This is a genomic window from Sandarakinorhabdus sp. (assembly GCF_040398645.1).
Lineage (GTDB): Bacteria > Pseudomonadota > Alphaproteobacteria > Sphingomonadales > Sphingomonadaceae > Sandarakinorhabdus.
The window spans coordinates 42,670-66,353 of the sequence record NZ_JBBATR010000007.1; the positions used below are offsets into that span (position 1 = coordinate 42,670).

The window sequence follows — 23,684 nt, forward strand, 5'->3', positions numbered from 1 at the left end:
TCGCTCTATCCGGCCGGCTGGTTCACCCGGCAAATCCCGGTGGCGCTGACCGTGACTTGGCCGGCGGGCTGGCAGGCGGCCGGCGCGCTGCGGGAGGCCGGCCGCTCCGGCAACAGAGTGGCCTATCAAACGGTCGATTATGAAACCTTGGTGGACAGCCCATTCTTTGCCGGGCGGCATTTTGCGAAATGGGATCTGGGCCGCAATGTCACGCTGAATGTGGTGGCCGATGATGCACGCTTTCTCAAGGCCACCCCGGAACAGATTGAAAAACATCGCAATCTGATCACTCAAGCGATCAGCCTGTTTGGTACCAGCCAGTTTGATCATTATGATCTGCTGCTGGCATTGACCGAGAAAATGGGCGGCATCGGCCTGGAACATCACCGCAGCAGTGAAAACGGCGTTGATACCGGCTATTTCACCGCTTGGGACGTTGTTAATGGAAAGGGGGGCCCCGGCTCGCGCGGGCTGTTGCCGCATGAATTCACCCACAGCTGGAATGGCAAGCATCGCCGCGGCGCCGATCTGGTCACACCGGATTTCCGCACCCCGATGCGCAATTCGCTGCTGTGGGTGTATGAAGGCCAGACGCAATTCTGGGGCTATGTGCTGCAAGCGCGCTCCGGCTTGATCAGCCTGGAGGACACGCTGCAGGAAATCGCCATCATCGCGGCCAATCTGGACAATCGCCCGGCGCGCAGCTGGCGCAGCCTGGACGATACCACCAACGATCCGCTGATCACGCCGCGCCTGCCCAAGGGCTGGGTGAGCTATCAGCGCAGCGAGGATTATTACAACGAAGGCCTGCTGATCTGGCTGGAGGCCGATGCCATTATCCGCCGCGAAAGCAGTGGCAAGCGCAGCCTGGATGATTTTGCCCGCCGCTTTTTCGGCACCGGCGACGGCGATTGGGGCGTGAAGCCCTATGACATGGCCAGCCTGATCGCTGAATTGCAGGCGGTGCAGCCCTATGATTGGGCCGGGCTGTTGTCGCGCCGCCTTACCGAAAAAGCGGCCGGCGCCCCGCTGAACGGGCTTGAGCTGTCGGGCTGGCGGCTGGCTTACAGCGACAAGCCGACGCCGGCCTTTACCGATGCCAACAGCGGCAGCCTGAACCTCAGCTTCTCGGGCGGGCTGGTGATCGGCGCGGCGGGCCGGGTGAATGCCGTGGTGTGGAACACGCCGGCGTTTGATGCTGGCTTGGCGGTGGGCGATACGCTGCTGGCCGTGAACGAAATTCCGTACAGCGATGATGTGATGAAGGCCGCGATCACGGCTGCGAAGGACGAAAAGGCGGCGATCCGCCTGACCGTCCGCACATCCGACCGGATTGAAACCCGCAATTGGGCTTGGGCTGGCGGCCTTCGCTATCCGCGGCTGGACCGCATCGCGCCGGCGGACACCAAAACACCGTCCGGGCTGGAACGACTGCTTGCTGCGCGCAAATAGCGACTGTGCCTTGTCGGTGTGTTGCCCCAATGGGGCATGGACTCATCGGCCGCAGCCCCTTACTTCGCCAACGACAAAACAGGAGATTCAAGATCATGCGTATTGATGCCATTCCGATCGGCGTTGCCCCGCCACACGATCTCAACGTGGTGGTCGAATGCCCGATGGGCGGCGAACCGGTGAAGTATGAGCTGGACAAGGCGTCAGGCGCGCTGTTCGTCGATCGCATTCTGCACACGCCGATGCGCTATCCGTGCAATTATGGCTTTGTGCCGCACACGCTGGCCGAAGACGGCGATCCGATCGATGCGCTGATCGTGGCGCGCACGCCGTTCATCCCCGGATCGATTGCGCGCGTGCGCCCGGTGGGCGTGCTGATGATGGAAGATGATGGCGGCGGCGATGTGAAGCTGATCTGCGTCAGCGTCACCAAGGTTCACCCCTATTATGACGATGTGGTGGAATATACCGATCTGCCCAAGATCGTCCTCGATCAGATCGAGCATTTCTTCACCCATTACAAGGATCTGGAACCCGGCAAGTGGGTTAAGTGCCAAGGCTTTGAAGGCCGCGCCACGGCCGAGCGGCTGGTGTTGGAATCCATCGAGCGCTACGAAGCTGAAAAGGCCGGCATATTGACGGTGGAGCACAAGCTCCATCCGGGTGCACCGCGCGGCTGATAAGCAGGCCGCAGAGTTCATGAAAAAGGCGGCCGGTACGGGCCGCCTTTTTTGTACCTGCCGGGCGGCGCCTGGCAGCAGATTTTGTTCTACACCATCAGCTTCTGCAGATTGGCCATTGCCGCCATAGCTGCCGGGCCAAATTGTTTCAGGATGGCAATCAGCGCCGTGTCGTCGGGGCGGACGGCGCTGATCGTCTTGCCAAAGCCATCGAGCCGGCAATCGTGAATCCATTTCGAAAGCGCGGGGTTTTGCCCCCACAGGCCCTGGTTGAACATGTTGACGAGGCTGGCGCGCGGGTAATCCTCGATCCCGTCGGGCAGCGGCACCGCCATGGTCAGCGCGTTTTGCGCAGCCTCGCCTTCGATATGCGCTTCGATCCAGGCGATCATGGCCGCGCTGAAGGCCGGTTGCGGCAGGCGGATCATCTGCGGCACGATAAGGCCCGGCTGAAACACCGGTACCGGCGGCCGGCGCTCCACGGCGGATGCGGTGCAATCGATGAACAATGTGCCCGGCGGTGTGGCGCGCGTCCCCTGCTCCAGCACCATTTGCTCATCCTCCAGCGCCTGCACCCGGCCCATTCGCACTACATCGGTGATGCGCTGCAGGATGGCGATTTCGGCTTCGGAGCATATCGCATAATGGAACATCGTCGGATTGATGCTGCGATCGATGCGCAGCATGAAACCGTAGGCTTCCATGCGCAAAAACAAGTCCATGGCGTCGGTTGCGGCTGCCTCGGCCTTGATGCGGTTCAGCTGGCCGCCGATCGTGTCTGCAAAAAAATCGATGCCCGGCTGCACGCAGCGGCGATTGAAGAACCACGATGCACGCGGCGCCACCCAGGTAATCATGTCCGGCGTGGCCCCGGCATTCAGCAGCCAGATCAGCGTGTCCATCGCCGTCTTGCCAGCGCCCAGCACGGTGAAATGCCGGGGCATGGCATCCGGCGCCTGCCACAAATTGGGCAAGCCATTTGGCGGCATGATCCGCACGCCATCGGCCACGGCAAATTTGCGTACGTGGGTCGATGGCACGCTGCTGGCCAGATAGGTCGAATCGATCGTCTTGCGCGCTATGGCGGCGTGCGTTTCCTGCCCCGAAATCAGCGACACGATGCTGCCATTGCCGCGATAATCGCTCATCGGGAAATAGCGCACCCGCCCCGTGGGCAGCAGCTGCCGGCGCATCACCGCATCATAATAGCTGCTCACCTCCGGCCCGGACGCCAGCTCCTCCATACCGGCGTTGCTGCCGTGCGTGTCGATCCGCCCCGCGCCCAGCGGCATGGAGGCAACGCCATAAAATGAAGATGGCTGATGCAGAGTCACGAACGGGTAGGCGTCGTTCCAATGGCCGCCAGGCTTGCCATGGCGATCGACAATGGTGAGGGTTGCCTCAGGCAATTCGGTGAGCAACGTATCGGCAAAGGCCAGCCCCATCGCGCCGGCGCCGATGAGCAGATAGTCGGTCTCGATGCGCGTCATCTCGGGTTCCTGTCAGCCTTGCGCGACGGTCTTGAGTGCCTCGCCATCAAGGCGATAGACCGTCCATTCATCCATCGGCTTGGCACCGAGCTTCTTATAAAAGCCAATCGATGGCGCGTTCCAATCGAGCACCCACCATTCAAACCTTGCATAGCCGCGTGCCTCGGCCAGGGCGGCAATGGCGGTGAGCAGCGCCTTGCCAGCCCCGCCGCCGCGTGCTTCGGGCCGGACATAGAGATCATCCAGCCAGAACCCCGGTTTTCCGGTCCAGGTGGAAAAGGTGCGGTAGAAAATGGCAAAGCCCAGCGAAGCGCCATCCTCGTCGGCAATCAGCGCCTCGACGAGCTTGTCTGGACCGAACAGCCCGGCATGGATATCGGCCTCGCTCGCCGTGACCGCTTCGGGTTCGCGTTCATAGGCAGCCAGATCTTTGGCGAATTGCAGAATCTGCGGCACGTCGGCTGGCGTTGCGGAACGAACAATCAAGCACTGTCTCCAAGTCGCGCCAGCCTGGCACGCCACAGCAGCGCCGCCGCAACCAGCCCAAACGCCAAAAGCAGCCAAGCCAGCGCATCGAACCAATATGTTTGCGGCGCAGTGAGCAACAGGATCAGCGCCATGGTCTTGGCCGCGCCCACCAACAGCCACAGCAGCACCGAAACCATGTTGTGCATCACAGCAGCCGCCCCAGCGCGCGGAACATCCACATCACGCTGAAAAACGCCAGCGCAACCGAGGGCAGCGCAAACAGCCAGAAGCGCGGCCCGCGGTCGACCCGGTCCGGCAGCCACAGCCGCTTCAGCAGCCAGGCCGATGCCGCCGCGCCGGTCAGGCCGGCAATCCACAGCAGGCGATCAATGCTGAAGCCGAGGCTGACCAGTTCGGCGAGCACCGCCGCGCCGCCCAGGCCAAAACACCATGTCGCCGTGCCATAGCCGGCGGCCACGGCCTGCTGGCGCACCGGTTCCTCGGTCCGGCGCGGGCGCGGCGGGCCGCCATGCATGTTTATGCAGCAGCGACAGGCGCGGCGATCAACGCTGCCGCTGCTGCGGCCTCGTTGATGGCGTCGATTTCGGCCGCCTTGGCCTCCACCAGCCCGACGATATGCTCCAGCATCGCTTCGCTGCTGATCACATGATCGGAGATGCCGGACAGGAACACCGCGTGCCGGCCATTGCCGCCGCCGGTCAGCCCGATATCGGTCTCGCGCGCTTCGCCGGGGCCATTGACCACGCAGCCCAGCACCGACAGCGACAGCGGCGTGGTGATGTGTGCCAGCCGCGTTTCCAGCGCTTCAACGGTGCGCACCACATCAAAGCCTTGCCGGGCACAAGATGGGCAGGAAATGATCTTCACGCCGCGCGCCCGGATGCCCAGCGATTTCAATATATGATAGCCCACCTTCACCTCCTCGACCGGATCGGCCGACAGCGAAACCCGGATCGTGTCACCCACGCCGGCCCACAGCAACATGCCCATGCCGATGGAGGATTTGACCGTGCCGCCGATCAGCCCGCCAGCTTCGGTAATGCCCAGGTGCAACGGATAATCACACACGTCCGCCAGGCCGTTGTATGCCGCGACCGCCAGAAACACGTCGCTGGCCTTCACGCTGATCTTGAATTCGTGGAAATCCTCGTCCTGCAGATATTTCATATGCTCAAGGGCGCTTTCCACCAGCGCCTCCGGGCAAGGCTCGCCATATTTGTCGAGCAAATGCTTTTCCAGGCTGCCGGCGTTCACCCCGATGCGGATGGCGCAGCCATTGGCCTTGGCGGCATTGACCACTTCGCGGATGCGCTGCCGGCTGCCGATGTTGCCGGGATTGATGCGCAGGCAGGCCGCGCCAGCGTCAGCCGCTTCGAGGGCGCGTTTATAGTGGAAATGGATATCCGCCACGATCGGCACCTTGGCGGCGCGGGTGATCTGGCGGAACGCGGCGGTGGCTTCCTTGGTTGGGCAGCTAACGCGGATGATATCGGCGCCCACGTCTTCGCAGGCGCGAATCTGCTCGATCGTCGCCAGCGCATCTTCGGTGGGCGTGTTGGTCATGGTTTGTACGGCAATGGGCGCATCGCCGCCCACTGGCACCTTGCCCACCATGATTTGCCGGCTTTTGCGGCGGACGATGTCACGCCATGGACGCACGCTCATGCCAATCTGCTCCTGCACCAACGGCCCCTGCCCGGCTGCCTGCTCTGCCCTGCCCGATAGCACAGGGGTGCAACCATGCAAGACACGGCCTATCGAGGATCATCATGACAGACGCCGCAAAACCCGTTTCAATTGCCGCAGCCACGGTCATACTGGCACGCGCCGGGCCCGATGGCGTGCCCGAAATCCTGCTGGTGCAGCGCGGCGAGCAATTGGCCTTTGCCGGCGGCGCCTTGGTGTTTCCCGGCGGCCGCGTCGATGCCGGCGATATCGCCATCGCCCGCAACCCGCAGCTGGCAAGCGGCTTTGCCGAACTGGCCGATGCCGATGCGGCAGCGCGGGTGGCTTGCGCACGCGAAGCCTTGGAGGAAACCGGTGTGCTGCTCACCGAAGGCCCGGTTCCCGATGCCGATGCGCTGGCCGCAGCCCGCCACGCCCTGGCCAGCGGGCCAGATGCCGACGAATCGGCCGGATTTGCCCACATGCTGGCCGCCATGGGCCACAAGGTGGACGCGGCGCGGTTCATTCCGTTCGCCCGCTGGGAACCGCCCGCTGCCGTCGCGATCGTTCGCCGTTTTGACACGCGATTCTATCTGGCCGACGCCGGCCGCAGCGCCAGCGCCGCCATCGCGCCTGATGGCTTCGAAGCCAAGGCGCTGCGCTGGACCAGCGCGGCGCAGGCGCTGGCCGATTATGCCGATGGCCGGGCCGCCATGGTCTTCCCAACCTGGTGCAACATGCACCGGCTGGCGCAATATTTCACCATGGCGGCGCTGTTTGATGCCTGCGCCGCACGCCCCGCACCCTATGTGCAACCCGCATTCGAACGCATCGACGGCGAAGACTGGCTGACCATCAGCGAAGGCCTGGATTATCCGATCACCCGCGACCGCTTGGCCAATCAACGCCGCGAATGACCGCCCCGAATGACCGGCGCGGATGGGCGGCGAGGGATTGCGCCCGGCATGAACGTTGCTAGGCTGATGATGTGATGCCGATGGAGAATGCCATGCGACTGTTCGTTCCAGCCTTGATCGCCGCTGCACTCGCCAGTGCGGCCGCTGCGCAATCGCCGCCACCTGCCCCTGCACCTGCCGCACAGTCCGGCGCTGGCCAACGCCTGATGGCGGCCGATGCCAACAAGGACGGCAAATGGAGTAAGGACGAATGGCTGGCCGCTGGCCGCCGCGAAATGGGATTTGGCCTGCTTGACGGCGACAAGGACGGCTTTGTCAGCCGGGCGGAATTGACCGAAGGCATGAAGCGCATGCGCGCCATGGGCATGGCCCCGCCCCCGGAATAAGCCACCTGAACAAGCTGCGCGGCTGACGATGCGCCTATGGCCGCAGCCCGCGCGATTTGGCCCCCGGTTGCAGCGCGCGCTGCGCCATCGCTGCAAACCGGCACAATTCGGCGCGGGTGTCGCGCGGATCGATGATCGCCTCCACACCATAATGCTCGGCAGTGCGAAACGGTGACCGCACTTGATCGAGGCTGGCCTTGATCTCGGCCATGCGCGCCGCAGGGTCATCTGCCGCCGCCAGTTCGGCGCGGTAGGCGGCTTCCAGCCCGCCCGCGATGGGCAGGCTGCCCCAATCGCCCGATGGCCAGGCCAATCGCCAGCGAAAGCGATCCGCCGGCGCATGCCCGCTGCCCGCCATGCCGTAGGCCTTGCGCATCACCACGCAGCACCACGGCACCGATGCTTGATAGATAGCCGCCAGCGCGCGTGATCCCCAGCGGATGGTGGCTTCCTCCTCGGCGCGGCGGCCAATCAGAAATCCCGGATTGTCGACCATTTGCACCAGCGGCAGATGGAAAGTGTCGGCCAGATCGACCATGCGCTCCACCTTGCGGGCGGTGGCGGCCGTCCACAAACCGCCCAGGCATTCGGGGTTGGAGGCGATGATCGCCATCGGCCAGCCATCCAGCCGAGCGAGACCAGTGACGACGCCGGTGCCCCATTCCCGGCCGATTTCAAACCAGCTGCCGGCATCGACCAGTGTTTCCACAATCGGACGCACCGGATACAGCCGGCGCGGATCGCGCGGCACCGCATCGATCAACCAGTCCGATCGCCGCTCCACCGGGTCTGTGGTTGGCACGCGCGCCGGCAGTTCATGCACCGATGACGGCAAATAAGACAGGAACCACCGTGTCCGCAAAAACGCTTCGGCTTCGCTGCCGACCCGGTCATCCACGGCGCCATTGCCGGCATGAATGGCGGCGCCGCCCAATTCTTCCTTGGTGCGATGCTCACCGGCGGCGGCAACCACCGGCGGGCCGGCCACAAACATCTGCGCCAGGCCGTCCACCAGCAAGGAATAATGCGCCATCACCATGCGCCCGGCGCCCAGCCCGGCCACTGGCCCCAGCCCCATCGCCACCACCGGCAGCTTCGACAGATTGGCGGTCATATGCTCCCAGCCGGGGATTTCGGGGATATAGGTGTATCCGGCCTTTTCCAGGGTGCGCACGCTGCCGCCGCCGCCGGTGCCTTCAATCATGCGCACCAATGGCAATCGATATTCGCTGGCCAGGCGCTCGGCATCGACCAGCTTGCGGTGCAGGCTGGCATCGGCAGCGCCGCCGCGCACGGTGAAATCATCAGCGCTGGCCACCACGGGCCGGCCGGCAATGCTGGCCAAGCCGAACAGGAAATTTGACGGCTGGAAACCGGTCATTGCCCCATCCGAATCATAGGCGGCAAAACCGGCCAGCTCACCGATTTCGCGGAAACTGCCGGGGTCGATCAGGGCCGCCAGCCGTTCACGGGCATTCAGCTTGCCATGGCCATGTTGTCGCGCCAGTTTTTCCGGCCCGCCCATTGCGTGCGCCGCATGTTGTCGGCGGCGCAGTTCAGCTATTTCCTGCTCCCAACCCATATCTGCATCCCTGGCCGGCACGTTGCACAACTTAAAAACACAATGTGACAGGGGATTACCTAAGCGAATAGCCCTGATGTCGTTCGATCACACGGTAGTTTTTCCGGGTAGCGTGCCGCGCTGCTGGCCAGACTGCGCCGGGTGCGCCGTTCAACCTGCACGGCAATTGCGGGAAGCGATTTGCGTGTCAAGAAGATGCGCAAGGGAAACGCTTGAAAAAACCGGCAAAATCGTTGAAGGTTTGGCACTCATTGGGGTCGCATGGGGTCGCGGCGATGTTGAGTGGGTCTTCGCGAGGAATCTCTGCCGCCGATGGCGTGCCAGCGCTTGACTTTGTCATGGCTCAAGCCACGTGTGCTACTGTGATCACACAGTTGAATCCCGAAGATCCGCGCCGTCCGCGCGTGAGCCTGTTGACCCAAGGCGAACGTGACTGCCTGCGCCTGGTGTTCCAGCATATGACCTCCAAGGATATTGCGCGCCAGCTGCATGTCTCGCATCACGCGGTGGACATGCGGTTGCGCAACGCCATCCGCAAGCTGGAGGTGCAAAACCGCATCGAAGCAGCGCGCATGCTTGTGGCGGTCGAAGGTGGGATGGCAGCGAGCGCCGCATCGGCAGACTATCAAGCATTGATATATCAGGCACCGGAGCTTGAGGATTCTGGCCCGACCGGCGAACAGCAGGAACCGGTTTCAACCAATCCCGGTGCACTGCCACCCCGGCTCAACGACCCCAATTTGTTGGAACCCGGACCTCTCGCAACGGCAGCGCACCAGATGCAGTTCAAACCGGGTGTTGGTCCATCTGGCGGCTTCCTCGCCCAGCCCGGCGCACCGACAGGCAATGTGACCTTCGGGTCCACGATTGCAACGGAATGGCCGGGTGTTGCAGCCCCCGACCCTGGCGACAATGCCCGGCCTTTCCTTGCAACCAAACCATGGGGCGCGAAAAATGAACTTGCGATTGGACACCGGCTCGGCTGGATCATGTTCATCGCCTTTGGATCGGCCATGACGTTTGGCGGCGTGCTTGCTGCCTTCGCTGCGCTCAAGTCCCTGATTTAGCACTTCCGGACGACTGACGTCCGGAAGGATGTCAACCGCCCCGGCCGCAACCCTGCGCCGGCAACCCAAGGAATGTGCCATGTTGAAAGAACGCCGCCTCGCCGCCAACAAAATTGCCGAACAGCTTTTCGCTGCCGAAGCCGCCATAGATGCCGCCGTTGCAGCCGTTGCCCAGTTGGCAGCCGTGATGCCGATGGCCCGCCAGGAAGCCAATATCGCGGCATGCATCGGCCAGGATGCCCTGATCAGCACGATGCAGACCTGCCAGCAGCTCATCGAAGCGCGCGGCAGCATCATTGCCACCCACGCCGCGCTGCGTCAGGCGCAGACCAAGGTTGGTCTTGATGCCGTGAATTTCCTGGGCCCTTGCCCTGATCATGCATATCACACAGACGCAGCCCCTGCCCCACGGTTCACCATCGCTGCCTGATCGAGCGCGATATTTCAAAGAAGGTTGGGCCGGCACTGACAGTGCCGGCTTCAACCTTTTTGGGGGGGAAAGCCGATGCTTGGATTTTTTAGCCTGTTGATCTTGTTTGCGTCCGTCGCTGTCTCGATTGTCTGGGGTGGCCGCGATGAACGGCTTACCGCTGCGGCCTTCGTCGCCGCGACATTTCTGACCTGGCTGCTCGACAGCCAATATGGCGACACCCAGCTCGACGTGCTCGTCGTGGATGTCGCCCTGCTGGCTGGATTGGTTACGCTTGCACTGACCAGCGATCGGTTCTGGCCACTCTATGCCACCGCATTCCAACTGATCGGCACGATGGTCCATGTTGCCAGCATGACCGAGACTGGCGATTTTGCATGGGCTTACGCCGTGGGATTGATCTTCTGGTCTTATGCGGTCATCGCCTCCTTGATGATTGGCACCTGGCTTGAAGCCCGTTGGCGCCGGTCAAACCTGTCCTAACCGACTGAATAAACAAAACTCCATCATTTCCTAATAGGCCATGGGCCGCGCCGGCAGATGCTGGTGCGGCCATTGCCCATGGCCCGCCCGCGACACAGCCGCGCTTGCCGTTGCACCCGCCCAGTCTTAACCGCCTATGGTGCAAGCGGCTTGCACAATTCGAACAAATATGGAACGAACGAAGGATGCTGAACCATATCCAGGTGCGCGGCGCGCGGGAACATAATCTCAAGGGGGTGGATGTCGATCTGCCCAAAAATGCGCTCACGGTGATCACCGGCCTGTCTGGATCGGGCAAATCCTCGCTCGCATTCGATACAATCTATGCCGAAGGCCAGCGCCGCTATGTGGAATCGCTGTCGGCCTATGCGCGCCAGTTTCTTGAGATGATGTCGAAGCCCGATGTCGATCATATCGAAGGCCTGTCGCCAGCCATCAGCATCGAGCAGAAAACCACCAGCAAGAACCCGCGCTCAACGGTCGCCACCGTCACCGAAATTTATGATTACATGCGGCTGCTGTGGGCGCGGGTCGGTGTGCCCTATTCGCCCACCACCGGCCTGCCGATCACCGCGCAAACCGTCAGCCAGATGGTGGACCGTGTGATGGCGCTGCCCGAAGGCACGCGCCTCTATCTGCTCGCCCCCATCGTGCGCGGCCGCAAGGGCGAATATCGCAAGGAACTGGCCACACTGCAGAAAGACGGCTTCACGCGGGTCAAGATCGACGGCAATTTTCACGCCATCGAAGAAGCCCCGGCGCTCGACAAGAAATACAAGCACGACATCGATGTGGTGGTTGACCGGCTGGCGGTGAAGGAAGGCCTTGAATCCCGTCTCGCCGAAAGCTTTGAAACCGCGCTGAAATTGGCCGAAGGCCTGGCGATTGTGGAATTGGCCGATGCGCCCGCCGACGCGCCGGAGCACGCCAAGGACTCGCCAACCCGCATCCTGTTTTCTGAAAAATTCGCCTGCCCGGTCTCTGGCTTCACGATTTCCGAAATCGAACCGCGGCTGTTTTCCTTCAATGCGCCGCAGGGCGCCTGCCCGGCCTGTGACGGGCTTGGTGAAAAACAGCATTTCGATCCCGATCTGATCGTGCCCAACCACGCGCTCACGCTGGAAAAGGGCGCCGTTGCCCCGTGGGCCAAGTCCAACCCGCCCTCCCCCTATTATTTGCAAGTCCTGGCCAGCGTCGGCCGCGCCTACGGCTTCACCCTGAAAAACAAATGGTCCGATCTGTCGGATGAAGCAGTGCACGCCGTCCTGTATGGCACCGGCACCCGTGCCATCCCGCTGCGTTTCGAAGATGGCCGCAAGGCCTATGAAGTCCTCAAAAGCTTCGAAGGCGTGGTGCGCAACCTTGAAAAACGCCTGCACACCGAAAGCACCTCGATCCGCGAGGATCTGGAACGCTACCAATCCCCCTCCCCGTGCGAAGTCTGCCACGGCGATCGGCTGCGCCCCGAAGCCCTGTCGGTCAAAATCGCAGGCGAAACCATCGCCACCGCCGTGCGCCGCCCGGTCGGCCAGGCGCTGCGCTGGGCACAGGGCGTCGCTGAACATCTCACGCCCAAGCAACGCGCCATCGGGGACCGCATCCTCAAGGAAATCACCGAACGGCTTGGTTTCCTTGACAATGTCGGCCTCGATTATCTCAACCTCGATCGCAAATCCGGCACCTTGTCCGGCGGCGAATCCCAACGCATCCGCCTCGCCTCGCAAATCGGCTCCGGCCTGTCGGGCGTGCTCTATGTGCTTGATGAACCGTCAATCGGCCTGCACCAGCGCGATAATGATCGCCTGCTCGTTACCCTCAAACGCCTGCGCGATCTCGGCAACACAGTGCTGGTCGTGGAGCATGACGAGGACGCCATCCGCCTCGCTGACTATGTCGTCGATATGGGCCCCGGCGCCGGCGTCCACGGCGGCCATGTCGTGGCCGCTGGCAGCTTGCAGGATATCCTCGATGCACCCGGCAGCATCACCGGCGATTATCTCTCGGGCCGGCGCTGCGTGCCGGTGCCCGCCAAGCGCCGCAAGGGCAGCGGCAAGAAGCTCACCGTCAAGAATGCCCGCGGCAACAATCTGCGCGGCGTCACCGCGTCCATCCCGCTCGGCACCTTCACCTGCATCACCGGGGTCAGCGGCAGCGGCAAATCCACCTTCACCATCGACACGCTCTACAACGCCGCCGCCCGTGAGCTGAACGGCGCCCGCTTGCTCGCCGCCGCGCACGATGGCATCGATGGCCTGCAGCATCTCGACAAGGTGATCGACATCGATCAATCGCCGATCGGCCGCACGCCGCGATCAAACCCAGCCACCTACACCGGATGCTTTACCAACATCCGCGACTGGTTCGCCGGCCTGCCCGAAAGCCTGGCCCGCGGCTACAAGCCCGGCCGTTTCAGCTTCAACGTCAAGGGCGGGCGGTGCGAGGCTTGTTCGGGCGACGGGCTCATCAAGATCGAAATGCACTTCCTGCCCGACGTCTATGTCACCTGCGATGTCTGCCACGGCCAACGCTACAACCGCGAAACCCTGGAAGTGAAATTCAAGGGCAAGAGCATCGCCGACGTGCTGGACATGACCATCGAAGACGGCGTCGAATATTTCAAGGCCGTCCCACCGATCCGCGAACGCCTCGCCATGCTCGTCGAAGTCGGCCTGGGCTATGTCAAGATCGGCCAGCAAGCCACCACCCTGTCCGGCGGCGAAGCACAGCGCGTGAAACTCGCCAAGGAACTCGCCCGCCGCGCCACCGGCAACACGCTCTATATCCTCGATGAACCCACCACCGGGCTCCACTTCGATGACGTCCGCAAGCTCCTCGAAGTGCTCCACGCGCTCGTCGATCAAGGCAACAGCGTCGTGGTGATCGAACACAACCTCGATGTCATCAAAACCGCCGATCACATCATCGATCTCGGCCCCGACGGCGGCGACAAGGGCGGTCAGATGGTCATCGCCGGCACCCCCGAACAAGTGGCGGCCTGCGAAGCCAGTTGGACCGGCAAATATCTCGCGCCGCTTCTAATGTCCCATCTCCCCTCAGCGGGAGAAAGCGACTCGCCAAAGGCGAGCGGAGTGAAGAGTCGCCCCCGCAAAGCCAAGGCCTGAACAAGAAAACGAATTTCCGGCAAGCAGGAATTCCTCCCCGCACCCTCCGGCTTTGCCGCTCAGAGGCCAAACCTGAACCCGTAGCCCAGCCCGACCGTCAGCTGGTTGCGGTCCCCGCGCTGGCGGATCAGCGGCGATACGGCCACGGTGTCGCCCAGCCGGTCATAGCTGGTGAACAGGGTGAGGCCGCCTTTGCTGCCCATGCGGCCCAGGGGCTTGATCAGGGTGGCGTTGGCGCCGGCGCTCATCAGCCCGCTGCTGGTGCGAAAGGCGGGCAGGCCGGCGGCGCGGGATTGGGCCGCGGTAACGCCGAAATAGGTGTTGCTGTATTCGCTATCGGCCCAGACGGCGCGCAGCGACAGATTCCACAGCAGGCTGGTGTCGGGCTTGCGGTCGTTCCAGCCGACGCTTGTTTCGGCAATCACGCCGCTGTGGCCGCCGGCGCCCTGGCGCAGTTCGGCGCGCAGGCGCAGCTTGCCGGCCGCCAGGCTTTTTTGGGCAAAACCGCCGAATTCGCCAGCGGCATTGACATCACCCATGCCGCGCAGCGCGGTGCTGCCGCCGCTGATCAGGAACGGCGAGCCGCCGGTGTCTTCTTGCCGGCCAAAGCGGATTTTGGCGAGCGGGCCGATTTTCCAGCCATGGCGGTTGAGGGCATTCCAGCCAAGGCCCTCGGGAATGGAAAAAAACACCGCATCCCGGTAGTTCAGCCGCAAATCCGGAAAGATCGACAGTGCGGTATCGCGGCTGCCCTGCCAGGCCGGCCCGACGACCGGCGCGATGCCGATACCGATGGACCAGACCGGCGGGCGCATTTGCCCGGGCGGGGCTGTTGCCTGCTGCGACAAACCCGGCGATGACAAAAGAAGGGACAGTGGCAAAAGCCAGCCGGTGCGCGCCATGAACATAATCCCGATACAGATTGCGAATGTGCAACAAATAGGTCGATTGCGTGAGGCAGGCAATGCCAGTCCCCCTGCCCGCCGGCCGGCGCAATACGCAATTGCCACGGTGTTAAGCCTGCCAGCCCGCCCCCATCTTGGACAGACAAACACCAAAACCGGGAGGCCCGAATGAGCCATTTGCCGCAAGATCTGCACGATATTTTCCCGCACGCAGCGGATCGCCTGCGCGAATTGAAGGAAAGCGACCGACATTTTCGCAGCCTGGCCGATCATTATGCCATGCTGGACGATCAGATCCGGCGGAGCGAAACCGGCATCGCCCCTGCCATGGCCGACGAACATGCCGAGCAACTGAAACGCGAGCGGCTGGCGGTGCTCGATCAAATCGCCGCCATTGTGGAGGACAGCGCATCATGAACACGGATATCATTGCCACCAGCCTGCGGGCGCGGCTGGCCGAGGTGCAGGCCGATATTGCCCGGCTTGAGCAAGCCACCACCCAGGCCCTGCCAGCCAAATTTGCCGATCAGGCCAGCGATCTGGCGCAATTGGCCACGGACGAAGGCCGCGAAGTGCAGCAGATCCACGAGGCCGAGCATATCTTGGCGGCGCTGGCGCGGATCGAGGCCGGAACTTACGGCATATGCAGCAATTGCGGCTGCGACATCGCGCCGGCGCGGCTGGCGGCGCTGCCCACAGCGACACAATGCATCAACTGTGCGGCGTGAAGCCGACAGCGCGTGACAGTGGCGGCGGCGGCGGCTAACCGGGCGGTATGACATTGCAGCCGCACGCCGCCCCGTTTGTTCGCTTTGGTGAGTGGCTTGCTGCCGCGGAAACCAGCGAAATCAACGACCCCAATGCGATGGCGCTGGCCACTGCCACGCCGGACGGCGCGCCCTCGCTGCGGGTTGTGCTGCTCAAGGCGTGGGACGAGCGCGGATTTGTGTTTTACACCAATCTGGACAGCCAGAAGGGCAGCGAAATTGCCGCAAATGCCCAGGTGCACCTGAATTTCCACTGGAAATCCCTGCAGCGCCAGGTGCGCATCGGCGGGCACGCCGCGCTGGTGCCCGACGACGAAGCCGATGCCTATTTCGCCACCCGCCCGCGCGAATCGCAATTGGGCGCATGGGCCAGCCTGCAAAGCCAGCCCCTGCCCGACCGCGAGACATTTGCCGCGCGCATTGCCGAAATGGCGGCGCGCTTTCCGGGCGACGTGCCGCGGCCGCCGCGCTGGAGCGGCTGGCGGGTGACACCGCAGCGCATCGAATTTTGGTTAGCGCGGGATGGCCGCTGGCATGAACGCGAAGTGTTTTTGCGGGATGACGACTCCTGGCAATTCGGGCTGGTGTATCCCTGATGCGCATTTCGCTGGTGCAGGTTGATGCCTTTGCCGCCGGCCCGTTCACCGGCAATCCGGCGGCGGTGATGATGGTGCCGCACTGGCTGCCCGATGCGGTGTTGCAGGGCATTGCCGCCGATAACAATCTTTCCGAAACCGCGTTTCTGGTGCCGTGCGAAACCGGCACAGCACATTTTGAATTGCGCTGGTTCACGCCGCAGACCGAGGTGGAATTGTGCGGCCACGCCACGCTGGCCAGCGGGCATGTCGTGCTGGAGGCGCTGCAAGATTTGGCGGAAGTGCGGTTTCAAACCCGCCGGGCTGGTGTGCTGGCGGTGGCCCGTGCGCAATCCGGCTATGATCTGCTGCTGCCGGCCGCGCCGGTGGATCGTGCCGTGACCGGCAGCGCAGCTTTGGCGGCAGCTTTGGGTGCGCAGCCAGCTGAAGTGCATGCGCGCGGGCATGATCATCTGGTGGCTGTGTTCGAATCGCCCGATGAGGTGCGCGCGCTGCGTCCGGATTTTCAGGCAATGAAGGCGCTGGCGGCGCCGGACATTGATTTGATGGTGATTGCCACCGCGCCAGGCGAAGCCACCGACATCTTGAGCCGGGTGTTTGTGCCGGCGTGCGGCATCGATGAAGACCCGGTGACCGGTTCGGCGCACGCTGTGCTGGCGCCGTTCTGGGCGGCACGCTTGGGCCGCAACGTCTTCACCGCCGAGCAGGCCAGCCAGCGCGGCGGGCGGATGACGTGCCAGTTGGCGGGCAGCAGCGTGATCCTGACCGGCCAGGCCCGGACGGTGATCCGCGGCGAGTATGACTTGCCGGACACGGCACTTCCCGGCTAACCCCGCCGGCATGGCGGATCGCTCCTTCACCAAGATGCACGGCCTGGGCAATGATTTCCTGGTGCTGGATGCCCGCGAGCAGCCGGTGCAGCTGTCGGCGGGGCAAGTGCGCAATCTGGCCAACCGCCACACCGGCATTGGTTTTGACCAGTTGATCCTGATCGAACCCAGCAGTACGGCCGATGTGCGGCTGCGCTTCTGGAACAGCGATGGCAGCGAAGTCGGCGCGTGCGGCAATGGCAGCCGGGCTGCGGCGGCGCTGCTTGGCGGGCAGCAGCGCATTGAAACAGCCGGCGGATTGCTGGCCAGCGATGCCGTGCCGGGCGGTGCCGCCGTGGATATGGGCCGGCCGCGATTTGAATGGGATGCGGTGCCGCTGGCCTATCCGATGGACACGGCGTCATTGCCGTTGGCGTGGGGCGATCTCGAACATCCGGCGGCGCTGTCGGTTGGCAATCCGCATGTGGTATTTTTTGTGGATGATGCCGCTTCGGTTCCGCTCGCCAGCATTGGGCCGGAGATTGAGCATGATCCGGTGTTTCCGCAGCGTGTGAATGTCGGCATTGCCCAGGTGGCGGCCACGGATCATCTCATCCTGCGCGTGTGGGAACGCGGCGCCGGTGCCACGCTGGCCTGCGGCACTGGCGCGGTGGCAGCGGCGGCGGCAGCGCAGCGGCGCGGGCTGGCCGGGCGCAGCGTGCGCGTGTCCATGCCCGGCGGCGATCTGCTGGTGGAGCAGCGGGACGACGGCCATCTGCTGCTGTCCGGGCCGGCGGTGGTTGCCTTCACCGGGCTGGTGGATCTGGAGCGTTTCGCATGAGCTGGCTGGGGCGCCTGACGCAAGGACTCGCGAAATCAACGCGGCGATTGACCGACAATATCGCCGGTCTGGCCACCGGCACGCTGCCGCTCGACGATGCGCGGCTTGACGAGATCGAAGACGCCCTGATTGCCGCCGATCTCGGCCCGGCGGTGGCGGGCCGCATCCGCAGCCGGCTGGCAGACCAGAAATTCGCCAAGGGCATCGACGAAGCCGGTATTCGCGAAGTGGTTGCCGATGAAGTGGAGCGGGTGCTGGCACCGGTGGCACTGCCATTGCTGATCAGCCAACGCCCGCATGTCGTGCTGGTGGTGGGCGTGAATGGCAGCGGCAAGACCACGACCATCGCCAAGCTGGCCCGGCTGTACAAGGCGGATGGCCACAAGGTGATGCTGGCGGCGGCGGACACGTTCCGGGCCGCCGCGATTGCGCAATTGCAGATATGGGCGGAGCGTGTGGGCGTGCCCATCGTGGCGGGCGAACAGGGCGGCGATCCGGCCAGCCTGGCATTTGAAGCCGTGTCGCGCGCGCAGGCCGAGGGTATCGACGTGTTGATCATCGATACCGCTGGCCGCCTGCAGAACAAGGCCGGGCTGATGGACGAACTGGCCAAGCTGAAGCGCGTGATCGGCAAGGTGGATGCCGCCGCGCCGCATGACGTTATTCTGGTGCTGGACGCCACCACCGGCCAGAATGCGCTGTCACAGATCGAGGTGTTTCGCCAGGTTGCCGGCGTGACCGGCCTGGTGATGACCAAGCTGGACGGTTCGGCGCGCGGCGGCATGCTGGTGGCAGCCGCCGAAGCCTATGGGCTGCCCATTCATGCCATTGGCGTGGGTGAAGCCATGGACGATCTGCAACCGTTTGCAGCGCGCGATTTTGCAGCGGCGATTGCCGGCATCACATAATCCGCCTCAGTGCGCGGCCTGAGGCGACGCGGCGTGCGCTGCCGTTTCGGCGCGGGCAATCGCGTCTGGCAACTCGGCCGCAGCCACCGGCGGCGAAAATGCAAATCCTTGGACGTGCTGGATGCCGCAAAACCGAACCAGGTCCAGGTCGCGGCTGGTTTCGACACCTTCGGCAACGACAATCAAATTCATCACCTGGCCAAGCCCTGCGGCCAACCGGAACACCCGGCCTGCAATCGGATCATCACCGGCGCCAGCCAACAACGAGCCCGAAATCTTCAAGGCATTGATCGGCAAGCGCCTGAGCCGATCGAGCGAGGAAAAGCCAGCGCCAAAATCATCCATGGCCACCCGCGCGCCCAGCGCACGCAAACGATCGAGCGTGTGTTCGCATGCCGCAACATCGGTCATCAGGGCAGTTTCGGTGATTTCCAGCACCAGGCGGCTGATGGGCAGGCCGGCATCCGCCATGGCTGCGGCCACATCATCAACAATCGACCCGTCTTTCAAATCGAGCACTGACACGTTCAACCACAGATTGATCGCACCGGGCAGCGCGGCAACGGCCTTGGTCGCCTTGGCCATCACCAATTGGCGCAAGCGGCCCGCCTGCCCGTGCGCATCGGCAATTGCCGCCAGTGTCTCGGCAGTTATCGCCTCGCTGCCATCGTTCGGCCACCGCACCAACGCTTCGACCGACAGAACCTTGGCCGTCACCAGTTCGACAATCGGCTGGTAGGCAACATCGATATTGCCAGCGCGCAGCGCCGCGCGCACCCGCACCTGGATGCCGGCATTTTGCACCGATTGTTCGAGCATGCTGGGCTGGAATCGGCACAGCGCGCTGCCCCGCTGGGATTCGGCAGCCGCAAATGCCAGATTTGCGGCGCGCAACAGCGGCTCGGCATGCCCGGCATCGGCCGGCGCCATGGCATAGCCCACGGCCGCGCCAACCTGCACCTGCGCTTCATCGAAATGGGCCGGCGCATCAACTGTTGCGATCAAGCGCCGGCCCAAAGCCTCGGCCGCGCCAGCATCGGCGATATCGGCGATTACGCCATAACGGTCACCCGCGAGCTTGGCCGCAAACAGCCCGCCGTCCGCGGTGCGCAGCCGAAAGCCGATCCGCCTGAGCATGCGATCACCCATCGCATGGCCAAATTGATCATTCACCAGCGCAAAGCCGTCCAGATTGATCATCATCAGGCATACGGGTCTGCCATCGGCCAGCCGGCGTTCAACTTCTTCAAAAAGCGCGCGCCCGTTGGGCAGGCCCGTGAGCGGGCAGCGCCGCAATTCCTGTTGCAGCTGGGCGATAGCGTTGTTTTCGCTGGTGTTGTCGCGCAGCACACTGACCCAGCCGCCACCGGGAACGGGCACGAATTCAAGATCGATCATCCGCTTGTCGTTCAGCCGCACAACCGTATTGAACTGCTGGCGGGCAGCAGCCAGCAGTGACGCCCGTGCCAGAAATTCGTCGCGTTCACCCACGGCATTGGCCATGTTGGGCGCGCTGACGAGCAATTCGGCGAAATCGGGCGCGACAGCCAGATCAAGCGATTCCAGCCCCAAGAGCTCGAGGGCGCGCTGGTTGATGACCAGCAGACGCAAATCGGCATCGAGGATGGCCATGGCCTGGTTCATATGCGCGACCGCTACTTCCATCCGTTCCCGCTCGGCCCGGTTGCGTTCTCGGGCCCGCAGCAATTCGATCTGGATGTCAAAACTGCGCCGCGCGATGATGATACATAATATGCCGTAAATCAGCACGCCTGCCCCGGCCACGGGCCCCCACGGCCACGGCCATTTCACCGCGATGGCCGCGGCCATTGGCACACCGAGGCATAGGGCCTTGGCAGCAGCAACTTTCGGGCGTCCTGATCCGCTGCCGTTGGCTATCCCCACCACTGCCAGCGCCATCATAACAACGATCGTTTGCACGACCATGGGCGCATCGGCGGCCAGCACGGACAGCAAAACGCCGCCCAGCCCGGCCGAAGAGATTACGGCGCCCAGCACATAGCGCGCCTCGACCCAGGGCTGTTTTCCCGCCGAAAGCGGCCTTTGGGCCTCGCGGCAAGCGAACAACACAAAGGCCGCACCAACCAACCCGACCGCTGCAAAGCCAATTGCCAGAGCAGTGCCAACTGAGACTGCAATTGCAATCCCGACTGCCGATGCACCCGGCGCGGCGATCAGAAACGGCGTGTAATAACCGCCCAGTGCCTGCGTGAATTCGGCCATCAATCGCGGCGGCAATTCCGGTCCAAACAACCGGTCCTGCCATCGGCGCAGCCAGGATTTGCGCGGCGCGCCATCTGAATTGCCAAGCGGAATGACGGTCACCATGTGCCTCATATCATATCACAGCCGGCTGACCATAGCGTTGCTGATTGGGGCATTGTTGCGCAGCAACTTCGGCAAGGCTGCCCCCGCTTGTGCAGCGGACTTGACCAAGCGCCGCCACCGGCCTAACGAGACCTTCGCCTTCGCAGGAAGGCACGCGTCCGAGGATGCACGCCGGCCAGCGAGTTTTCGCCCGCCGGCGCGTTTTCATTTGGAGGCAAGCGCAATTTTTTAGGGGCCACGGCCTTTGTTTGACAGTCTATCCGAACGGCTTGGCGGTATCTTCGATCGGTTGCGTGGCCGCGGCGCGCTGACCGAGATCGACGTGCGTGCCGCCATGCGCGAAGTGCGCGTGGCGCTGCTGGAGGCCGATGTCGCCTTGCCGGTGGTCAAGCAGTTCGTCGATGATGCCACCGCGCGCGCCATTGGCGCCGAGGTGATCAAATCGGTCACGCCGGGCCAGCAGGTCATCAAGATCGTCAATGATTGCCTTGTCGATCTGCTCGGCGGCAATGATGAACCGGCGCCGTTGAAGATTGCGGTCACGCCGCCAGCGGTGGTGATGATGGTCGGCTTGCAGGGATCGGGCAAGACCACCAGCAGCGCCAAGCTGGCCGTGTGGTTGGCGGCACGTGAACGCAAGAAGGTGCTGATGGCCAGCCTGGACGTCGCCCGTCCGGCGGCCCAGGAACAATTGCGCGTGCTCGGTGAGCAGAACGACATCGCCACGCTGCCGATCATCGCCGGGCAAACCCCGGTGCAGATTGCCGAACGCGCCCGCCAGGCGGCGCGCCTGCAAGGCTTTGATGTCGTGGTGCTCGATACCGCCGGGCGTCTGGGTGTCGATGAAGCGTTGATGGCCGAAATGGCCGCCATTGCCGGCGCAACGTCGCCCGATGAAATCCTGCTGGTGCTCGACAGCCTGACCGGGCAGGACGCCGTGACCGTTGCCGAAGCCTTCAAGGCGCGGGTGGCGATCAGCGGTGTGATCCTGACGCGCATGGACGGCGATGCCCGCGGCGGCGCGGCGCTGTCGATGCGGCACGTCACCGGCGCGCCGATCCGCTTTGCCGGCATCGGCGAAAAAATCGATGCACTGGAATTGTTCGATGCGCGCCGGGTGGCCGGGCGCATTCTGGGCATGGGTGACATTGTCGGCCTGGTCGAAAAGGCTGCGGCCAATTTCGAAGCCGATCAGGCCGAAAAAATGGCCGAAAAGCTGGCCAAGGGCCAGTTTGACATGGACGATTTGCGCCAACAGCTTGGCCAGATGAAGAAAATGGGCGGCCTGTCCGGCCTGGCAGCGATGATGCCGGGCATGGGCGCCGCCAAGAAGGCCATGGACAGCGGCGGGGTCAATCCCAAGCTGCTCGACCGGATGGAAGCCATCATCCTGTCCATGACGCCCAAGGAACGCGCCAAGCCGGAAATCCTGACCGCCAAGCGCAAGATCCGCATTGCCAAGGGATCCGGCACCACGGTGCAGGATGTCAACAAGATCCTGAAAATGCATCAGGAAATGGCCAATGTCATGAAGCGCCTGAAGAAGATGGGCGGCATCAAGGGCATGATGAAAATGATGGCTGGCCTGGGCGGGGCTGGCGGCGGCGGCATGCCCGGTGCCGGCCCGGACCCGGCGGCCGGCGGGGACAATCCCGGCGGCGCCATCGATATGGGGGCGGTTGGCCGGATGTTCGGTCGCCCCGGCATGGGCAATCTGCCGCCCGGCTTCAACAAGTTCGGCAGGAAATAACCGCAACGCATTGTTTAATTGAAATTACTGGAAGGAAGAATCAATGTCTATCGCAATTCGCCTCGCTCGCGGCGGCATGAAGAAGCGTCCTATCTATCGCATCGTGGTGACGGACAGCCGTTCGCCGCGTGATGGCAAGTTCCTGGAAAAGATCGGCACCTACAACCCGCTGCTGCCCAAGGATTCCGATGCCCGCGTGACCCTGGACACCGAACGTGCTGCCTATTGGCTGGGCGTTGGCGCGCAGCCGACCGACCGTGTTGCGCGTTTCCTGGATGCCGCCGGCCTGCGCACCCGCGCCGTCCGCGCCAACCCAAACAAGGGCCTGCCGGGCGCCAAGGCCAAGGAACGCATCGAAGCGGCCGCGCAAAAGGCTACTGAGGCCGCCGAAGCCGCTGCTGCTGCCGCCGCCGCCGCAATTGAAGCCGCCGAAGCCGCTGCTGCTGCCGAAGCTGAAGCTGCTGAGGCCGCCGCTGCTGCTGCTGCTGAAGCCGCCGCTGCTGCCGAAGCCGCTGCCGCCGCACCCGCCCCTGAAGCTGCTGCAGAAGCCGCTCCGGAGGCAGACGCTGCCGAAGCCGCCCCAGAAGCTGCCGGCGAAGGCGAAACCGCCGAATAAGGCGGCACTGGCATGGCCGCCGATCTGATCGTATTGGCGGCCGTTGCCGGCGCGCACGGCATTCGCGGCGAGGTGCGGCTGAAGCTGTTCACCGACACCCATGACAATCTGGCCCGTCACGCCCGCTTCGATGCGGGCGGGCGGGCCTTGGTTTTGCTGGCCATTCGCGCCGACAAACCCGGCATGGCGGTGGCGCGATTTGAGGGCGTTACAGACCGCAATGCCGCCGAAGCGCTGCGCGGCACGAAATTGTCGGTTGTGCGCGAAGCGTTGGCGCCGCTGGCAGACGGCGAATATTACGTCGCTGACTATCTTGGGCGCGTGGTCGCCGACGACACCGGCACCGCCATCGGCCGGGTGCAAGCCATTGAGAATTTTGG

The 23,684-nt window shown here is 63.7% G+C and carries 25 protein-coding genes; 16 read left to right on the forward strand and 9 right to left on the reverse strand.

Annotation, left to right across the window (positions count from 1 at the left end; genetic code table 11):
* The coding region (locus tag ABWP50_RS03040) for a M61 family metallopeptidase (RefSeq protein ID WP_353216512.1) at positions 1–1,452 on the forward strand (1,452 nt) is incomplete at its 5' end.
* Between the two features lie 95 nt (positions 1,453–1,547).
* Positions 1,548–2,132 (forward strand): inorganic diphosphatase, encoded by a 585-nt coding sequence (gene ppa, locus ABWP50_RS03045; RefSeq protein WP_353216513.1) that lies wholly within the window; start codon positions 1,548–1,550, stop codon positions 2,130–2,132.
* Positions 2,133–2,221: 89 nt separating this feature from the next.
* Here ppa and ABWP50_RS03050 read toward each other — a convergent pair whose 3' ends face one another.
* Genes ABWP50_RS03050 through ispG form a run of 5 tightly spaced genes read right to left on the reverse strand, consistent with a single transcriptional unit; the run spans position 2,222 to position 5,776 of the window.
* Positions 2,222–3,622 carry an NAD(P)/FAD-dependent oxidoreductase gene (locus ABWP50_RS03050; RefSeq protein ID WP_353216514.1) on the reverse strand — a complete coding sequence of 467 codons (1,401 nt, stop codon included), beginning with the start codon at positions 3,620–3,622 and terminating at the stop codon, positions 2,222–2,224.
* 12 nt (positions 3,623–3,634) lie between these two features.
* The gene (locus tag ABWP50_RS03055; RefSeq protein ID WP_353216551.1) at positions 3,635–4,105 is read right to left on the reverse strand and encodes a GNAT family N-acetyltransferase; all 471 of its coding nucleotides are present in this window, start codon (positions 4,103–4,105) and stop codon (positions 3,635–3,637) included.
* Positions 4,105–4,296, reverse strand: a complete 192-nt coding sequence (locus ABWP50_RS03060; protein WP_353216515.1) for a hypothetical protein — start codon at positions 4,294–4,296, stop codon at positions 4,105–4,107. The genes ABWP50_RS03055 and ABWP50_RS03060 overlap by 1 nt, the downstream gene beginning before the upstream one ends.
* Positions 4,296–4,625, reverse strand: coding sequence for a hypothetical protein (locus tag ABWP50_RS03065; protein WP_353216516.1), 330 nt, complete (start codon positions 4,623–4,625; stop codon positions 4,296–4,298). The genes ABWP50_RS03060 and ABWP50_RS03065 overlap by 1 nt, the downstream gene beginning before the upstream one ends.
* A 2-nt stretch (positions 4,626–4,627) precedes the next feature.
* Positions 4,628–5,776 carry a flavodoxin-dependent (E)-4-hydroxy-3-methylbut-2-enyl-diphosphate synthase gene (ispG, locus tag ABWP50_RS03070; RefSeq protein ID WP_353216517.1) on the reverse strand — a complete coding sequence of 383 codons (1,149 nt, stop codon included), beginning with the start codon at positions 5,774–5,776 and terminating at the stop codon, positions 4,628–4,630.
* A gap of 104 nt (positions 5,777–5,880) precedes the next feature.
* Here ispG and ABWP50_RS03075 point away from each other — a divergent pair, with 104 nt between their 5' ends.
* Together ABWP50_RS03075 and ABWP50_RS03080 are read left to right on the forward strand one after the other, a co-directional pair.
* Positions 5,881–6,693: an NUDIX hydrolase gene (locus ABWP50_RS03075; RefSeq protein WP_353216518.1), complete on the forward strand. Its 813-nt coding sequence runs from the start codon at positions 5,881–5,883 to the stop codon at positions 6,691–6,693.
* 92 nt (positions 6,694–6,785) lie between these two features.
* Positions 6,786–7,079, forward strand: coding sequence for an EF-hand domain-containing protein (locus tag ABWP50_RS03080; protein WP_353216519.1), 294 nt, complete (start codon positions 6,786–6,788; stop codon positions 7,077–7,079).
* 34 nt (positions 7,080–7,113) lie between these two features.
* Here the strand turns inward: ABWP50_RS03080 and ABWP50_RS03085 are convergent, their stop codons facing one another.
* Positions 7,114–8,661, reverse strand: a complete 1,548-nt coding sequence (locus ABWP50_RS03085) for an acyl-CoA carboxylase subunit beta (RefSeq protein ID WP_353216520.1) — start codon at positions 8,659–8,661, stop codon at positions 7,114–7,116.
* 362 nt (positions 8,662–9,023) lie between these two features.
* On the opposite strand from ABWP50_RS03085, the gene ABWP50_RS03090 reads away from it, so the two are divergent.
* Positions 9,024–9,728 carry a response regulator transcription factor gene (locus ABWP50_RS03090; protein ID WP_353216521.1) on the forward strand — a complete coding sequence of 235 codons (705 nt, stop codon included), beginning with the start codon at positions 9,024–9,026 and terminating at the stop codon, positions 9,726–9,728.
* Positions 9,729–9,759: 31 nt separating this feature from the next.
* On the opposite strand, the gene ABWP50_RS03095 is transcribed toward ABWP50_RS03090, so the two are convergent.
* Positions 9,760–10,212 carry a hypothetical protein gene (locus ABWP50_RS03095; protein WP_353216522.1) on the reverse strand — a complete coding sequence of 151 codons (453 nt, stop codon included), beginning with the start codon at positions 10,210–10,212 and terminating at the stop codon, positions 9,760–9,762.
* 21 nt (positions 10,213–10,233) lie between these two features.
* On the opposite strand from ABWP50_RS03095, the gene ABWP50_RS03100 reads away from it, so the two are divergent.
* Positions 10,234–10,641 carry a hypothetical protein gene (locus tag ABWP50_RS03100; protein ID WP_353216523.1) on the forward strand — a complete coding sequence of 136 codons (408 nt, stop codon included), beginning with the start codon at positions 10,234–10,236 and terminating at the stop codon, positions 10,639–10,641.
* Positions 10,642–10,826: 185 nt separating this feature from the next.
* Complete coding sequence (gene uvrA, locus ABWP50_RS03105; RefSeq protein WP_353216524.1) at positions 10,827–13,763, forward strand: excinuclease ABC subunit UvrA; 2,937 nt, start codon at positions 10,827–10,829, stop codon at positions 13,761–13,763.
* A 59-nt stretch (positions 13,764–13,822) separates the two neighbouring features.
* Here the strand turns inward: uvrA and ABWP50_RS03110 are convergent, their stop codons facing one another.
* Positions 13,823–14,578 carry a MipA/OmpV family protein gene (locus tag ABWP50_RS03110; RefSeq protein WP_353216525.1) on the reverse strand — a complete coding sequence of 252 codons (756 nt, stop codon included), beginning with the start codon at positions 14,576–14,578 and terminating at the stop codon, positions 13,823–13,825.
* Between the two features lie 258 nt (positions 14,579–14,836).
* Here ABWP50_RS03110 and ABWP50_RS03115 point away from each other — a divergent pair, with 258 nt between their 5' ends.
* From ABWP50_RS03115 to ftsY, 6 genes are read left to right on the forward strand one after another with little or no spacing between them, the layout of a single operon-like run.
* Entirely contained in the window at positions 14,837–15,085 is a 249-nt protein-coding gene (locus tag ABWP50_RS03115; RefSeq protein ID WP_353216526.1) for an HP1242/YdcH family protein, read from the forward strand.
* Positions 15,082–15,396, forward strand: coding sequence for a TraR/DksA family transcriptional regulator (locus tag ABWP50_RS03120; RefSeq protein WP_353216527.1), 315 nt, complete (start codon positions 15,082–15,084; stop codon positions 15,394–15,396). Before ABWP50_RS03115 ends, ABWP50_RS03120 begins: the two co-directional genes overlap by 4 nt.
* A gap of 47 nt (positions 15,397–15,443) precedes the next feature.
* Positions 15,444–16,031: a pyridoxamine 5'-phosphate oxidase gene (gene pdxH, locus ABWP50_RS03125; RefSeq protein ID WP_353216528.1), complete on the forward strand. Its 588-nt coding sequence runs from the start codon at positions 15,444–15,446 to the stop codon at positions 16,029–16,031.
* Entirely contained in the window at positions 16,031–16,861 is an 831-nt protein-coding gene (locus ABWP50_RS03130) for a PhzF family phenazine biosynthesis protein (RefSeq protein ID WP_353216529.1), read from the forward strand. The genes pdxH and ABWP50_RS03130 overlap by 1 nt, the downstream gene beginning before the upstream one ends.
* A 10-nt stretch (positions 16,862–16,871) precedes the next feature.
* Positions 16,872–17,681: a diaminopimelate epimerase gene (gene dapF / locus ABWP50_RS03135; RefSeq protein WP_353216530.1), complete on the forward strand. Its 810-nt coding sequence runs from the start codon at positions 16,872–16,874 to the stop codon at positions 17,679–17,681.
* On the forward strand, positions 17,678–18,589 hold the full coding sequence (ftsY, locus tag ABWP50_RS03140) for a signal recognition particle-docking protein FtsY (protein WP_353216531.1): 912 nt from the start codon (positions 17,678–17,680) through the stop codon (positions 18,587–18,589). The genes dapF and ftsY overlap by 4 nt, the downstream gene beginning before the upstream one ends.
* A 6-nt stretch (positions 18,590–18,595) precedes the next feature.
* Here the strand turns inward: ftsY and ABWP50_RS03145 are convergent, their stop codons facing one another.
* Positions 18,596–20,833 (reverse strand): EAL domain-containing protein, encoded by a 2,238-nt coding sequence (locus ABWP50_RS03145; RefSeq protein ID WP_353216532.1) that lies wholly within the window; start codon positions 20,831–20,833, stop codon positions 18,596–18,598.
* A gap of 349 nt (positions 20,834–21,182) precedes the next feature.
* Between ABWP50_RS03145 and ffh the strand changes: the two genes are divergently transcribed.
* From ffh to rimM, 3 genes are all read left to right on the forward strand, one after another.
* Positions 21,183–22,688 carry a signal recognition particle protein gene (ffh, locus tag ABWP50_RS03150; protein ID WP_353216533.1) on the forward strand — a complete coding sequence of 502 codons (1,506 nt, stop codon included), beginning with the start codon at positions 21,183–21,185 and terminating at the stop codon, positions 22,686–22,688.
* 43 nt (positions 22,689–22,731) lie between these two features.
* Entirely contained in the window at positions 22,732–23,304 is a 573-nt protein-coding gene (gene rpsP / locus ABWP50_RS03155) for a 30S ribosomal protein S16 (protein WP_353216534.1), read from the forward strand.
* Positions 23,305–23,316: 12 nt separating this feature from the next.
* Positions 23,317–23,684: ribosome maturation factor RimM (gene rimM, locus ABWP50_RS03160; RefSeq protein ID WP_353216535.1), on the forward strand; the 368-nt coding region annotated here is incomplete at its 3' end.

Excerpts from the sequence above, each read along its gene's own strand:
- ABWP50_RS03145 (WP_353216532.1), bottom strand. The coding sequence starts at position 20,833 with ATGGCCGAATTCACGCAGGCACTGGGCGGTTATTACACGCCGTTTCTG.
- dapF (WP_353216530.1), top strand. The coding sequence starts at position 16,872 with ATGGCGGATCGCTCCTTCACCAAGATGCACGGCCTGGGCAATGATTTC.
- uvrA (WP_353216524.1), top strand. The coding sequence starts at position 10,827 with ATGCTGAACCATATCCAGGTGCGCGGCGCGCGGGAACATAATCTCAAG.
- ABWP50_RS03080 (WP_353216519.1), top strand. The coding sequence starts at position 6,786 with ATGCGACTGTTCGTTCCAGCCTTGATCGCCGCTGCACTCGCCAGTGCG.
- ABWP50_RS03100 (WP_353216523.1), top strand. The coding sequence starts at position 10,234 with ATGCTTGGATTTTTTAGCCTGTTGATCTTGTTTGCGTCCGTCGCTGTC.
- ABWP50_RS03115 (WP_353216526.1), top strand. The coding sequence starts at position 14,837 with ATGAGCCATTTGCCGCAAGATCTGCACGATATTTTCCCGCACGCAGCG.
- ABWP50_RS03060 (WP_353216515.1), bottom strand. The coding sequence starts at position 4,296 with ATGCACAACATGGTTTCGGTGCTGCTGTGGCTGTTGGTGGGCGCGGCC.
- ABWP50_RS03130 (WP_353216529.1), top strand. The coding sequence starts at position 16,031 with ATGCGCATTTCGCTGGTGCAGGTTGATGCCTTTGCCGCCGGCCCGTTC.
- ABWP50_RS03110 (WP_353216525.1), bottom strand. The coding sequence starts at position 14,578 with ATGCGCCCGCCGGTCTGGTCCATCGGTATCGGCATCGCGCCGGTCGTC.
- ABWP50_RS03085 (WP_353216520.1), bottom strand. The coding sequence starts at position 8,661 with ATGGGTTGGGAGCAGGAAATAGCTGAACTGCGCCGCCGACAACATGCG.
- pdxH (WP_353216528.1), top strand. The coding sequence starts at position 15,444 with ATGACATTGCAGCCGCACGCCGCCCCGTTTGTTCGCTTTGGTGAGTGG.
- ABWP50_RS03050 (WP_353216514.1), bottom strand. The coding sequence starts at position 3,622 with ATGACGCGCATCGAGACCGACTATCTGCTCATCGGCGCCGGCGCGATG.
- ABWP50_RS03065 (WP_353216516.1), bottom strand. The coding sequence starts at position 4,625 with ATGCATGGCGGCCCGCCGCGCCCGCGCCGGACCGAGGAACCGGTGCGC.
- ispG (WP_353216517.1), bottom strand. The coding sequence starts at position 5,776 with ATGAGCGTGCGTCCATGGCGTGACATCGTCCGCCGCAAAAGCCGGCAA.
- ftsY (WP_353216531.1), top strand. The coding sequence starts at position 17,678 with ATGAGCTGGCTGGGGCGCCTGACGCAAGGACTCGCGAAATCAACGCGG.
- ABWP50_RS03120 (WP_353216527.1), top strand. The coding sequence starts at position 15,082 with ATGAACACGGATATCATTGCCACCAGCCTGCGGGCGCGGCTGGCCGAG.
- rpsP (WP_353216534.1), top strand. The coding sequence starts at position 22,732 with ATGTCTATCGCAATTCGCCTCGCTCGCGGCGGCATGAAGAAGCGTCCT.
- ABWP50_RS03075 (WP_353216518.1), top strand. The coding sequence starts at position 5,881 with ATGACAGACGCCGCAAAACCCGTTTCAATTGCCGCAGCCACGGTCATA.
- ppa (WP_353216513.1), top strand. The coding sequence starts at position 1,548 with ATGCGTATTGATGCCATTCCGATCGGCGTTGCCCCGCCACACGATCTC.